The organism is Bacillus tianshenii (genome assembly GCA_020524525.2).
In the GTDB taxonomy this organism is placed as follows: Bacteria; Bacillota; Bacilli; order Bacillales; family Bacillaceae_N; genus Bacillus_AV.
This window is the reverse complement of record CP129018.1, coordinates 2,649,770-2,663,101: the sequence shown is the minus strand read 5'-3', so window position 1 is coordinate 2,663,101 and position 13,332 is coordinate 2,649,770. Positions and strand designations below refer to the sequence as shown.

At 38.7% G+C, this 13,332-nt stretch carries 13 protein-coding genes; 10 read left to right on the top strand and 3 right to left on the bottom strand.

Annotated features, from left to right (window positions below; genetic code table 11):
- Nucleotides 1-17 precede the first annotated feature (17 nt).
- From thpR to LC040_13500, 4 genes are all read left to right on the top strand, one after another.
- Nucleotides 18-560, top strand: a complete 543-nt coding sequence (gene thpR / locus LC040_13515) for an RNA 2',3'-cyclic phosphodiesterase (protein WLR50285.1) — start codon at nucleotides 18-20, stop codon at nucleotides 558-560.
- Between the two features lie 83 nt (nucleotides 561-643).
- A complete protein-coding gene (locus LC040_13510; GenBank protein ID WLR50284.1) occupies nucleotides 644-1,039 on the top strand; it encodes a CidA/LrgA family holin-like protein in 396 nt (131 codons plus the stop codon).
- Nucleotides 1,011-1,700, top strand: a complete 690-nt coding sequence (locus LC040_13505) for an LrgB family protein (GenBank protein ID WLR50283.1) — start codon at nucleotides 1,011-1,013, stop codon at nucleotides 1,698-1,700. The genes LC040_13510 and LC040_13505 overlap by 29 nt, the downstream gene beginning before the upstream one ends.
- Nucleotides 1,701-1,776: 76 nt before the next feature.
- Complete coding sequence (locus LC040_13500; protein ID WLR50282.1) at nucleotides 1,777-2,814, top strand: NERD domain-containing protein; 1,038 nt, start codon at nucleotides 1,777-1,779, stop codon at nucleotides 2,812-2,814.
- Here the strand turns inward: LC040_13500 and LC040_13495 are convergent.
- Nucleotides 2,803-3,804 carry an EAL domain-containing protein gene (locus LC040_13495; GenBank protein WLR50281.1) on the bottom strand — a complete coding sequence of 334 codons (1,002 nt, stop codon included), beginning with the start codon at nucleotides 3,802-3,804 and terminating at the stop codon, nucleotides 2,803-2,805. The two genes, LC040_13500 and LC040_13495, sit on opposite strands and share 12 nt — an antisense overlap.
- A gap of 102 nt (nucleotides 3,805-3,906) precedes the next feature.
- On the opposite strand from LC040_13495, the gene pulA reads away from it, so the two are divergent.
- Nucleotides 3,907-6,057: a type I pullulanase gene (gene pulA / locus LC040_13490; protein ID WLR50280.1), complete on the top strand. Its 2,151-nt coding sequence runs from the start codon at nucleotides 3,907-3,909 to the stop codon at nucleotides 6,055-6,057.
- 106 nt (nucleotides 6,058-6,163) lie between these two features.
- Nucleotides 6,164-6,940 (top strand): phosphotransferase family protein, encoded by a 777-nt coding sequence (locus LC040_13485; GenBank protein WLR50279.1) that lies wholly within the window; start codon nucleotides 6,164-6,166, stop codon nucleotides 6,938-6,940.
- A 51-nt stretch (nucleotides 6,941-6,991) separates the two neighbouring features.
- Here LC040_13485 and LC040_13480 read toward each other — a convergent pair whose 3' ends face one another.
- The gene (locus tag LC040_13480) at nucleotides 6,992-7,285 is read right to left on the bottom strand and encodes a YtzH-like family protein (protein ID WLR50278.1); all 294 of its coding nucleotides are present in this window, start codon (nucleotides 7,283-7,285) and stop codon (nucleotides 6,992-6,994) included.
- Between the two features lie 566 nt (nucleotides 7,286-7,851).
- On the opposite strand from LC040_13480, the gene trmB reads away from it, so the two are divergent.
- The 4 genes from trmB to LC040_13460 all read left to right on the top strand — a co-directional run bounded on the left by trmB (nucleotide 7,852) and on the right by LC040_13460 (nucleotide 12,417).
- Nucleotides 7,852-8,493 (top strand): tRNA (guanosine(46)-N7)-methyltransferase TrmB, encoded by a 642-nt coding sequence (gene trmB, locus LC040_13475; GenBank protein ID WLR50277.1) that lies wholly within the window; start codon nucleotides 7,852-7,854, stop codon nucleotides 8,491-8,493.
- Between the two features lie 90 nt (nucleotides 8,494-8,583).
- The gene (locus LC040_13470; GenBank protein ID WLR50276.1) at nucleotides 8,584-9,939 is read left to right on the top strand and encodes a sigma 54-interacting transcriptional regulator; all 1,356 of its coding nucleotides are present in this window, start codon (nucleotides 8,584-8,586) and stop codon (nucleotides 9,937-9,939) included.
- 222 nt (nucleotides 9,940-10,161) lie between these two features.
- Nucleotides 10,162-10,956: an enoyl-CoA hydratase/isomerase family protein gene (locus LC040_13465; protein WLR50275.1), complete on the top strand. Its 795-nt coding sequence runs from the start codon at nucleotides 10,162-10,164 to the stop codon at nucleotides 10,954-10,956.
- Nucleotides 10,957-10,983: 27 nt separating this feature from the next.
- Nucleotides 10,984-12,417 (top strand): NAD-dependent succinate-semialdehyde dehydrogenase, encoded by a 1,434-nt coding sequence (locus tag LC040_13460; GenBank protein ID WLR50274.1) that lies wholly within the window; start codon nucleotides 10,984-10,986, stop codon nucleotides 12,415-12,417.
- Nucleotides 12,418-12,462: 45 nt separating this feature from the next.
- Here the strand turns inward: LC040_13460 and LC040_13455 are convergent, their stop codons facing one another.
- Nucleotides 12,463-13,269, bottom strand: a complete 807-nt coding sequence (locus LC040_13455) for a hypothetical protein (protein WLR50273.1) — start codon at nucleotides 13,267-13,269, stop codon at nucleotides 12,463-12,465.
- Nucleotides 13,270-13,332 lie beyond the last annotated feature (63 nt).

The following is a 13,332-nucleotide window of genomic DNA, read 5'->3' as shown; positions in this document are numbered from 1 at the left end:
TAAGGAGGGCTACAACGTTGAAGACACACTACTTTCTTGCAGTCCCTCTGGCGCAGGAAGTGAAAGACAAATTGGCGTTGCAGATGAATGACTGGAAAGAACGGCTCGATTTTAAAAAGTGGGTTCATCCGCAGGATTTGCATATTACACTTGTTTTCTTAGGGGATGCAACGAAGGAGCAAATTCAACTTATTAATGAAAAGATGCCAGCTCTTATGAAAGACCATCAGCCGTTTGAGCTTCAGTTATCTTCGGTTGGTAGCTTTGGTCGGGGGGACTCTCCTCGTATTTTTTGGGCAGGTGTTAAAGAATCTAAGGCACTTAACAACCTCCAAAAAGATATTGCCGCATTATGTGGAGAGTTAGGTTTTCAATTAGATAGACGTGGGTTTACTCCACATATTACCCTCGCAAGAAAATGGGTTTCAAATGACACCTTCCTCTCGGAAAAGAGTGAGCTTGAGATAGGCGGACTCTGGAATGTAGACGAAGTTGTTCTCTATCAAACACACCTTCATCAATCACCGAAGTATGAAGCTATAAATGTGTTTGTAATATAAGAAGATCGTCGTTTAAACAGAATAAACGCAAACAAGCATTGAAAAGCTGGGGGGAATTGTACGAAAAGGGGAGAGGAAAGGTTATGAAATGGATTAAGATGATTGTGCAAATTGCCTTTTTATTTGGCTTTTATTTTATCGGGACGTGGATTCAAGAGGCATTGAATTTATTTATCCCGGGCAGTATTATCGGAATGCTGTTACTCTTTACAATGTTAAAGGCAAAGATTATTAAACTACATTGGATTGAATCTGGGGCAAGTTTTCTTTTATCACACTTGCCGCTTCTTTTCATTCCAGTAACTGTCGGCATAATGGATTATTTCTCCCTGTTCAAAGGGAAAGGGGCTTTATCATTATTAGTTGTGTTTCTTAGTACGGTTTTAGTTATGATTACCTCTGCTTATGCTAGTCAGTGGATTGCGCTGCGCCAGGAGAGGGGGCATAAGCATGAAAATATTGTTAATCATGTTGATTAGTATTATCAGTACAATTGTCATTTATCAAGCTATGAAGAAGGTTTATGCGCGTGTGTATACGCCTTTTATGGTGCCTATTGTGACGGGAACAACCTTAATTGTTTGTTTATTGCTCTTATTCAATATTTCTTATAATACGTATATGATAGGCGGAAAGTGGATTGTTGATTTACTTGGCCCTGCAGTTGTTGCGCTTGCTCATCCACTTTATAAACAATGGCCTACAATTCGTAAATATGCCATGCCGATTATGACAGGTGTACTTGCTGGAACTGTAATTGGCATTATTAGTGGAATTGAATTATCACTACTATTTGGTATTGAAACGATGACCTTGTATTCAATGGTTCCGAAATCTGTTACGTCACCTGTGGCGATGGATATTGCGAACGTCATCGGGGGAAGTCCCACATTAGCAGCTGTTTTTGTGATGGTTGCAGGTATTTCTGGTGCTGTGATTGGGCCTTTTCTATTAAAGTGGAGTGGTATTCATCATTATCTTGGCAGAGGCATTGGCTTTGGTAGTGCTTCTCATGGGATTGGAACGGCAAAAGCGCTCGAGCTTGGTGAAGAAGAGGGTGCAATCAGCTCGATTGCGATGACGTTAAGTGCCATTTTTGCATCAATTCTTAGTCCGTTGTTTGTGCAATTGTTATTGTAGAAATGAAGGACATTCCTTAAATAAACCGTATATTATAATTACAGATCATGAGGGATGTTTTATATGGAGGATTATAATGGCTCAGTTAATAAAGTTACAGGATTTTATTTCACGTTATGAAACAGATATTTATCGTTATCCTAGCCAGTTTCTTCGTTTGAAGAAAAGTCGCTGGGATGGAATTAAGCGTGAATGGTATAACGGGACATTACAGCAAGTGAAATTCGGCGCATTACCTGTGGAGTTTGGGGAATATCGAGAGGAAGAGTGGGATAGTGACGATTGGTTAAGTGATGGCAGGAAGTCGATCTTTTCTTCAGTGAAAAGCTGGTTTTCTAAAAACAAAAATAAACAAGAAGACTCATACTTTGAAAATGACTTTTTTTCTGCATCATCTGAGTTTCAAAGAACCGAAGAGCGCCGTACACTTGAAGACATTAAACTAGAATTTCTTGATGAGCTCCTTCGCTTTCAAATTATGTGGGCAAGCTCTACATTAAGAGAAAGGTCTTTAGTCAATCAATCTTACTATTACGATCCTATCTTGAGGTTTTTGCTTCAAGAATTTCCTGATAACTATCTTGTCCTGTATAATCCTATTTTACAAATCAAAAATGCACCTGTTGAGCTTGAGATTATTTTAATTAGTCCAACGACAACATGGTGTATGACAGTGCTGGAGAGTCGTGAAAAAGAAAGTGATGTTTTTCGAGTAGATAAAGGGCGTTACTGGATAGAAGGCTACGGTGAAGAGGAAAGAAAACGAATCAACCCAACTATTTCGTTAAATCGGATGTACCGAATTGTGCACAGTATTTATGAACAAATGGGGGTTGACTTGCCGATTAAAAAAATTGTGTTAACTCGACAAAGCTTCATAGAAGGTGCCCATGCAAGCACAGACACACTCTATGTTGATCGTCTTAACTTTGAAGAATGGCACGGGCGCATGAAGCGAATGCCTTCCCCATTGAAACATGTACAATTAAAAGCCGCCCAAGCTTTATTAAATTTCTCTCAGAGCACGTATATTAAGCGTCCAGAGTGGGAGGAAGAGGACGAACATGAACAGGATAGAGAAGACCAAGATGATTCCAATACATCATCTCTCTAATTGTGGTGTTGGGCTTGGCTTACCGAGGTAGTACCCTTGAGCAAAGTCCATGCCAGCTTCTTGACAGTATTCAAATTCCTCTTTCTTCTCAATTCCTTCTCCGAGAACTTTGATATTTAAGTTAGAAGCAATGTCGATAACGGATGTAAGAAACTTTTGTTTTTCCATATTTTCATGACAATCTTGAATATATTGTCGATCGATTTTCACATAATTCGGCTGCAACTTATAGAGCATATCAAGTGTAGCATAGCCTGAACCGACATCATCAAGCGCTACTTGCATACCGTTTTGTTTATATACATCTAGTACGTGCTTCAAGTGTGGAACATCAGTGATTTTCTCTGTTTCTACTACTTCAAAGACGAGTGATGAAGGATCTACTTCATAACGCTCGACAATTTCAAATGTATGGCGTAAACAATATTCCGGATTGTAAATACTAGATGGTAAAAAATTAATAAAGCTTTTTAAAGGAGGCTTGATATGTTGTGCTCTTGCCTTAATAGCCTCTTCTCTTGCCCGTTGATCAAGTGTTGACTGCATACCTGCTTTCTGAGCCGTAGAAAATAGAATTCCAGGTGATAAGTCAGCATTTCCTAGTGGACGTAGCAAATGTTCAAACCCATATATCTCATTTTCGGTAAGATCAACAATCGGTTGAAGGAAGCTTGTAAAATCACCATCTTGAATATATGTTATAACATCATAGTGCTGTACTCTTGTTTTTAATTCTTCTAAACTGTGATTTATAAGTGGAAGAGTAGAAGCATCCGTGCTAATTCCAACTCGTAAGGAATGGCTGCTATCATAACTTTGGATTGTCGAAATATAATTAATTATTTGTTCATGACTTTCATAAGTGCATAAATATGTATGCTTTGGCCCTGGTACAAGAAAAGGCAGATTTATTTCAAGTTTTCCGAAGATAAAGAGGGTTCCTTTTTGGGGAATTGGACTTTGTCTTCCGCATTGTGTACACATATTCATTATTTATCAACTCCATTAATAAGGTCTATCCTACTGGTATGAATGTCTTGTATTTAATACCACGGATATTTAAATTTAAACGTGAAATGATGGTGACGCTTCATGCAGCAATTATTTCAACCATATTTAGATGAACTTACGAAAATTACGATTTTAGCTGATCTGACCTATCATCCTGACAGCTTTTACTTAGTGTCTTCTCAGAGAAAGATGAAGTTAGATATTGACAAAATAATTAATTCTGAAACATATGTGAAGTTTATTTGTCGCAGTAAAAAGCCGGTTTTGCTTGAAGAGCAACATCACATTGAAGACCATGAAGGGAATTACTACCCTTTATTAATCGGCGCTGTTATTCGCACAGAAGAGTTCGATCAACAGTACGCATATTTCGGTACAGATCTAGGTAACACGTATTCGAAAAAAGGTACAGCTTTTAAAGTATGGGCCCCAACGGCTTCAGAAGTTGAGCTGTTATTTTATAATAAAGAAGAAATGGTTGTTCGGCAAAAGAAAATGCGTCGCGAAGACAGAGGTGTTTGGACTGAATATGTAAGCAGTAATCTTGATGGACAATGCTACACATACCGTGCAAAAGTTAACGGGAAATGGAATGAGGCCGTTGATCCTTATGTAAGGGCTGTCTCTGTAAATGGTAAGTACGGCATTGTCATTAATCCATCTAAAGTAAATATACCATTATATCGAGAATCTCTTCCAACTTTAAATCGTATGACAGATGCGATTATTTACGAAACTCACATTAGAGACTTTACAATTCACCCAAAGAGTGGCGTAACTTATAAAGGGAAATATTTAGGAATGACAGAGGATAATACAACTGGACCACTAGGAAGTAGGACAGGATTATCCTATTTAGCTGAATTAGGAATTACGCACGTTCAAATATTGCCAGTTCATGATTTTGAAGGGGTTGATGAACGCAAGCCTCAACATGATTATAATTGGGGCTATAACCCAGTGCATTTCAATGTCCCTGAAGGAAGCTATGCGACTGACCCGTTTGATCCTTATGTTCGAATAAACGAGCTTAAGCAAATGATTGCAGCCCTTCATGAGAAGGGACTACGAGTCATTATGGATGTTGTCTATAACCATGTCTATAAACGGGAAACATCTGCATTCAAAAAGCTCGTTCCTGGTTACTTCTTTCGCTATGATGCGGATGGCATGCCTGCAGATGGCACTGGCGTTGGTAATGATATTGCCTCCGAACGTTTAATGGTTCGCAAATTTATTATTGATTCGGTCGTTTACTGGGCGAAAGAATTCGGGATTGATGGTTTCCGATTTGATTTAATGGGAATCTTAGATATTAAAACGATGAATGATATTCGCCTTGCTCTTGATGTGGTTGATGATTCGATTTTATTGTTAGGAGAAGGCTGGGATTTAAATACGCCGTTAGCTGCTGATAAGAAAGCGACGATCGAAAATGCATCAAAGTTGCCACGGATTGCTTTTTTCAATGATCGCTTTCGTGATGCAGTTAAAGGGAATAATTTTAACTTGGAAGATAAAGGGATTATTAGCGGGAAGGAATTGCAAGAAGAGGTACTAAGGCATTTAATGGCAGGTACAATTACAATAGATGAAGAGTTGCCCGGCTTATTCGAAGCACCAAACCAATCTGTTAATTATGTAGAATGTCATGACAACCATACATTGTGGGATAAGTTATCAGTTTCGAACGAAGCGGAAAGTGAAACAGTAAGAAAGAAACGGCACCGTTTAGGCCTAGCAATGACATTATTAGCCCAAGGTATTCCGTTTCTCCATAGTGGAATGGAGTTTTTCCGTACGAAATATGGTGATGGGAACAGCTATCGTTCAGGAGATGCGGTTAATCAAATCGATTGGGAGCGAAAAACACTCTACCAAGACAATGTGGAGTACGTAAAGAATCTGATTGCCTTTCGGAAAAAGCATGCTGCATTGCGAATGGATAAACGTTCACAACTGATCGAACATCTCAAATGGATTGAATCAGATGAAGGCTGGTTTGCCTATTTATTAACAGGACCATCTATTCTTGGAGATGAAGAAGAAATTTTGTTGCTTTTCAATTACAGCTGTGAACAAAAAAGGTTATCTTTTGATGTTAGTGAAGGCTGGTATACGTTAGTAGAAGGAACAACTGCAGCAGAGGTTCCGCTCCGCTCTGTTGATTTCTCTGATTATCTACTAGAGCCATTATCAACAACGGTAGCGTTGCGAGTGAAAAGCATATGATAACTAGAAAATGCATCAAACTTATGTTGTAAATTGTCGAAATGCGTTATACTAATAGAATGAACTTTAGTCTGGACTATTGACTTTGAAATTGAGGGTGAATCCGTTGGAACATCAATTGGGTTTAGGCGAAGGATGGCGCATCACTCCTGCAGGGGGAGCCACTGGTGAAGCATATATCGCGGAAAACCATAAACAAAAACTTTTTTTAAAACGTAATTCTTCTCCTTTTCTAGCTGTGCTGTCTGCAGAAGGGATCGTTCCAAAGCTCGTGTGGACGAAGCGAATGGAAAATGGAGATGTCATTACAGCTCAGCAATGGCTTGAGGGACGAGAGCTTAAAGCGAAGGATATGCCAAACTCTGCAGTTGCGTACCTTTTAGGCAAAATACACGGCTCTAAAGAATTGCTAGATATGTTGAAGCGTATTGGAAAGACACCGTTAGAGCCGGAAAATGTTCTAGCTGATTTGAAACGAAGAGTTATTCCGCAGGTTGACCATCCTGTTATTTATAAAGCAGAACAATATTTAGAAAGAAATATGGAATTAATTTATCATAACAATAAAGTAGTTTGTCATGGTGACGTGAACCATAATAATTGGCTGCTTAGTTCAGAGGAGCAACTGTATTTAATTGATTGGGATGGAGCTATGATTGCAGATCCTGCCTTAGATTTAGGTCAGTTACTGTATTGGTATATCCCAAGAGATGAATGGAATGATTGGTTAAAGCAATACGGTGTAACGTTAACAGAAGATTTGAAACAACGAATGAGATGGTATATTACAGCACAAACGATTATGTCAATTGATTGGCATCGGCGAAGAGATGAACAGAAAGAGATGAACAATTGGATTGAATATTTGCAAGAATTATTATAGTGCTGAACATTTCCGAGGAAATGTTCAGCTTTTATCTGTTTCAAGAGAATTTTAGCGAAATGGAGTATCGTATTGCTGTAATGTACCGAGCCATTGATTTAAGTTTGGAGAATGTTGTTGAATATGAGCATTCAAATCTTTCGTGCCAGCTCCTTTTTGACTGTACTCATAAATTTCATGAAGAAGGGTCTTCAGCTGTTCATCCGTTTTGTCATTTCCAACAAGAGATTTGGCTAATCGCTGCATCTGCTGACACTCAGATACAGAACCACATTGGTCGGTTAAATGGTTTTGCATAATATCCATTAAAATTTGTCTTTGATGTTGTGGGTTGAGAGGCATCATTATTCCTCCTTTAGTTGGCATGTCCTTATCATAACCAAGTAAAGGAGAAATCATGAAAAAATGCCGTGCTTAAATGGAAGCACGACATGGTGAATTAATTTAAATTAGCAGCATATTTTAATTGTTGTTTTTTCACTTCAGGGTTTAAACGATGTGAAAGCTTTTCGATTGGATAAAATGTTAATGAATACATAACAAAAAGTACGGAAAAGAGACCAACAACGCTAAGTTCAAGCAAGCTACGAAAAACATGTAAAATAGACTTCATATTTGTAATAATCACTCCAAGTTTAAGTTCTATACGAATCATAAATGGGAAAGCGTTTACATCCCTAATAGCTAATATGTGAGTATAATGGGACGAGAGGAAATCATAGTGAATCTCTGCGGATAAGATAGAAGATGTTAAAAAATCCTCGCTATAACTGAAAGATACGCGACATAACAAATGATTTGCTGAAAATAATCAGTTTTCGACAAGGTTCGCAAACGATATCTTTTGTTTTCAAGTGTTTCGTGGTATGTTTGACAAGGATAATGTACGAAAAGATGGAGGTAACAGAAACATGCGTTTAAGACATAAGCCGTGGGCAGAAGAAATGATCACGGAAAATAATCATATTGTCATTGGAAATCCAGCTGAATATGCAGGCAGATGGGCAAAGGATATTTTTCAAAATGACAACCCTATCCATATTGAAGTAGGAACTGGAAAGGGAAGCTTTGTGACCGGCATGGGAAAACAGCATCCTGATATTAATTTTATTGGGATTGAACTATATGACAGTGTTATTGTATCTGCATTGCAGCGTATCATCGATGAGCCGCAGACAAATGTGAAATTGTTAAACGAAAATGCGCGAGATATTACTGAAATTTTTGCTGAAAATGAAATCTCTCGTGTGTATTTGAATTTCTCTGATCCGTGGCCTAAAAATCGCCATGAAAAGCGTCGCTTATCTTATAAAACCTTCTTAGAATATTATGAGAAAGTGCTTGTGGAAAACGGTGAAGTTCATATGAAAACAGATAACCAAAAGCTGTTTGAGTATTCGCTAGAAAGCTTTTCACGTTATGGCATGATTGTAAAAAATATTTCCTTAGACTTGCACAATAGTGATATAGAAGGAAATGTGATGACTGAATACGAAGAAAAATTCTCAAATAAAGGGCAGCGTATTTATCGTTGTGAAGCTCAATTTCGTTAAACTCGTACATTATTGTACGGGTTTTTTTGGTGAAAATATTCTGAAGATTCGGTAATATGGATATAGAAGAACTTTTTAGGGGGGAAGAGATTGAATTTAGAAAAACAACATTTCTCTGCCATCATGGAGTCAATGGAAGATCCGATTATTGTTGTTTTGAAGGATAGTACGATCGTCTTTGTGAATGAAGCATATTCTCGGCAATTCAATGTTCCTTCTAAGAAAATTATCGGCCGAAAATTAAATGAAATTGAAGAAGATGCAAGAATTCTGAAAGTATTAGAAACAGGGGAGCCATTAATTAATGATTGCAGCTTTGTTCATTCCTTAAAAAGAGACGTCTATGCAACAATCACTCCATTAATGGAGAACGATAAGCAAATTGGTGCCGTGACGATTATGAAAAATATCGATGAAATTACAAAGCTTCAAGATGAACTGGATCGTTATAAACGTTACTCCATGCAGCTTGAAGGTCAATTAGATAAAAACAACTTTTCATTACTAGAGAGCCAAGTTCCTTCTATGATTAGCGCTGTTAATATTGCTCGTAAAGTAGCAGGGACAGATGTAACGGTCATGCTGTATGGAGAAAGTGGGGTCGGGAAAGAAGTTTTTGCAAAAGCAATTCATGAAACAAGCTCCCGCAAGAACAAGCCGTTTATTCCAATTAATATGGCGTCCATTCCCGATAACCTGTTAGAAAGTGAATTGTTTGGTTACGAAGAAGGCTCTTTTACTGGTTCACGTAAGGGCGGTAAGAAGGGACTTCTCGAGTTAGCAAATGGTGGTACGCTCTTTCTTGATGAAGTTGGCGAAATGTCAATGAAGGTGCAAGCCAAGTTGTTGCGCGTCATTCAAGAACGTTCATTCCATCGGGTCGGCGGAACGAAAGCTTCACCGCTGGATGTGCGAATTATTTGCGCAACAAACCGTGATTTAAATGAACAAATTCAAAAAGGAGAATTCCGAGAAGACCTTTATTACAGATTGAATGTCGTCCCAATTCAAATTCCACCCTTAAGGGATAGAAAGCAAGATATTCCTTACGTCGCAAGCAACTTACTTAACCATCTCATTTTTAAATACAAAAAACCAATTACAATAAATGATGAAATCTATGAAGTGTTTCGTATGTACGACTGGCCAGGGAATGTACGTGAATTGAACAATGTGCTTGAGCGAATGGTTGCGGTCAGTATGGGTGCACGATTTGAAGTAACTGATATACCAGAGCATATCAGACGTACCTCTTCACAAGCTCCAACTTATCCCGAAGAAGCAATTGCTGACTCTCCTAGTTTGACAAGAGTGCTTGAACAGACAGAAAAAACGAAGCTGTTAGAAGTGTTAGAAAATAGCCGAAATCGAACTGAAGCGATTAAAAAATTGGGAATTAGCCGAAAGACCTTTTACGCGAGGTTAAAGAAATATGGGATTACTTAAAATGTTTCCGAGTGAGACGTTGTGTTTCTAAAAAGAAATACTTTTGTTTCTGATGGAAACAAAGAGTTGGATATGTAGCTTGCTTTTAATTAAGATTGTCGTCTTTTATGATAAAAGGGAAGGATATTACTAGGTGGCACGTTTTTTGCATATTAAAGGGTTAAGAATTTGTTTTACTACTTAAAATGGAGGAAGAAAATAAAAAGCAAGTAGGTGATGAAGGTGAAAGTAAATATTAAGCGAATTGAACCGAAAGCAAAGATCACTGTTCAAGAGAGTGCAGGTCTTGCGATTGTGACATTATTTAGACCCCATATGCGCAATGCATTGTCATCAAAAATGTGGCAAGAACTGACTGAAATAGGTGAGCATATTTGCGATAACCCGAAAAATAAAGTGCTCGTGTTACGAGGATCGGGTAATCAATTTACTGCCGGTTCAGATATTAAAGAGTTTCACCAAATGACGGTGGAAGAGGCTGAACAAGCATTTATTCATATGGAAAAAGCAATTTCCACATTTGAAAAATTGCCAATCCCGACAGTTGGTGTCATAAACGGTCCAGCAATGGGAGCAGGGTTGGAGCTTGCCTTAAGCTGTGATATTCGTATTGGTTCATCCCACGCTAGAATGGGAATTCCGGTCGGACGGTTAGGAATTAAACTCAATAATAAGTTTGTAAAGCGATTAGTTGATTTAATCGGACCAAGTCGTACGAAGGATTTAGTGTATACAGGGCGTATCTTTGATGCTGATGAGGCGTATCGTTATGGCATGCTGAACTATGTAGTTGAAGACGAGCAAATTGACCGCTTTGCATTTGAAAAGGCAAGAGTCATTGCTGAACAATCACCAGCTTCATTGCTGGCTGTTAAGCAGTCAACTGCAAATTGTATTAACAGTATTGAAGAGCTGTGGAAATCAGATACAAACTTTGTTGACCCGCATGATTTTCCAGAAGGAATTGCTTCGTTCGTAGAAAAAAGAAAGCCTGATTTTAAAAGAAGAACAAAATAATAAACAGAGCAGGGGGAGGATGTGCACGTGCTATATATAAACGGAGAATGGCAGAAATCAGAATCAGGGGAGATGTTTGCATCATACAATCCTGCAAACGGTGAAGAGATTGAGCAGGTGGCTGATGGGACGAGAGAGGATGTTAAGCGTGCAATTGAAGCAGCACATGCTGCCTTTCAGGAATGGTCTTCTTTAACACCTTACGAACGTTCAAGTTATTTGTATAAAGCTTATCAAATAATGGTGGAACGTAAGGAGAAGCTTGCTGAGCTAATGACGATTGAACAAGGGAAGCCATTGAAAGCATCGCGTAATGAAGTGCAATACGGAGCGGACTTTCTATTATGGTATGCAGAAGAAGCGAAACGATTATATGGTCAAACCATTCCGTCAGCACGGAAGGATCAGCGCTTCATGGTACTTCAACAGCCTGTTGGCGTTGTCGGGGCGATCACGCCATGGAACTACCCTATTTCAATGATTACGAGAAAAGTAGCACCAGCTATTGCGGCAGGGTGCACAATTGTGTTGAAGCCTGCAGAACAAACACCGCTCTGTGCCATTGAAACGTACAAAGCGTTAATTGACGCTGGCATTCCAAAAGGAGTTATCAACCTTGTTCCTACTAGCCAGCCAGAAGAAATTGGGCAAGAGTTTCTCGAAAATGCTAATGTGCAAAAATTAACGTTCACAGGTTCAACTGCTGTTGGAAAATATTTAGCTCAAGGTGCGGCAAAGCAGATGAAGCGTGTGTCAATGGAACTTGGTGGACATGCTCCATTTATTGTTTGCGAGGATGCTGATCCTGTTCATGCAGCAAAGGGTGCATCACTCGTTAAATTTTTAAACACTGGGCAAGCGTGTATAAGTCCGAATCGAATTTTCGTTCATCGCAGTTTAATTCAAACCTTTACAGATACATTTGTTCAGCGGGTTGAAAAGATGAAAGCAGGAAGTGGGTTGGAAGACGGCATTAGTATTGGTCCACTTGTAGACGAAGCTGCTGTTGAAAAAGTGTCTTCACAAGTAACAGATGCTGTTGCGAAAGGAGCTGAAGTAGCAGCTGGTGGAGAAAGGTTAACATCAGGGAGCTTAGCAAAGGGCACCTTCTACGCACCAACTGTATTAAAAAATGTCACTCCAGAAATGAAAATTTACCGGGAAGAAACATTTGGACCTGTAGCCCCTATTATTCCATTTGATGATGAAGAAGAAGTGTTAAAGATGGCGAATGATACAAATTACGGGTTAGCTGCGTATGTGTATACAAATGACCTATCACGTTCAATGAAGATGTTTGAAGGACTGCGCTTTGGCATCATCGGTATTAATGATATTAATCCAACATCTGCTGCTGCTCCATTTGGCGGAATGAAAGAAAGCGGAATAGGACGCGAAGGTGGCCATGAAGGGATTCAAGAGTATTTAGAAACAAAGCTTGGTGGATTTTCAATCAGATAGCAAGAAAAAAGAAGAGCTTACCTTGGCTCTTCTTTTTTAGTTCAATTAATCCATTTGAAGTTTCTTTACTTTCAGATCAATTGTACTGAATTCAACGTCCATGTAGGTATTAAAGTCAGCAAAGATTTTCTTTTGTGCATCATGTAAGGCTGTTATTAAATTTTGATTCGATACATGGTTTGCAGTCACTTCAACCATTAAGTAAGGGTTACCAGTAAGGAGAACATGGATGGAATGCACCTGTTCGATGACATCAATCTCCTTACAAATTAGCTTAATAATCTTTTGAAGGACACCTTCTGTAATATGAATCGACCCTTTTTGAAAGTTCGGCTGAACGATTGTTGTTTCGCCGATCTTTTCTTTTTGCGGTGTGAAGAAGCTCATTCCCTTTGAAATTAACTTCTTAAATAAGCTTTGATCCACTTGAACGTATGGGATCGGAATAATATGTTTGCCTTCCATCTTTCGTGTATAGAGGGCGATTTTAATTTCACTGGAGCTGCGAACCTCTTCAATTGTTGTGTGAAAATCAATTTTTCCAAGCTGCAGTTTAGCGGCGATTTTTTCGACCATATTAACTGACGTCCCGATCAGCAAAATCTTTTCAATTTTTTTTCGTTTAATTGCATCTCTTACCTCTTGTGCATGGTTATCATCATGGAAAATTGCGCGTTTAACAGCTTTAATTGTGTTTTTTTCAAATTTTGCTGATGTACCAGCAATACGTTTCCCATTATAAATCAGCAAGCCATCGTCGATGATGGCAGGAATGTTATGTTGATAGGCAACAGAAAGGGCACTTGTGCTTTTCCCTGTTCCGCTTGATCCTGTTAGAACGTAAACCTCCATAAGCCACCTCACCTTTTATTTATGTATAGTTACATTCTTCGTTTGATTAAGAACTCCTTGTTT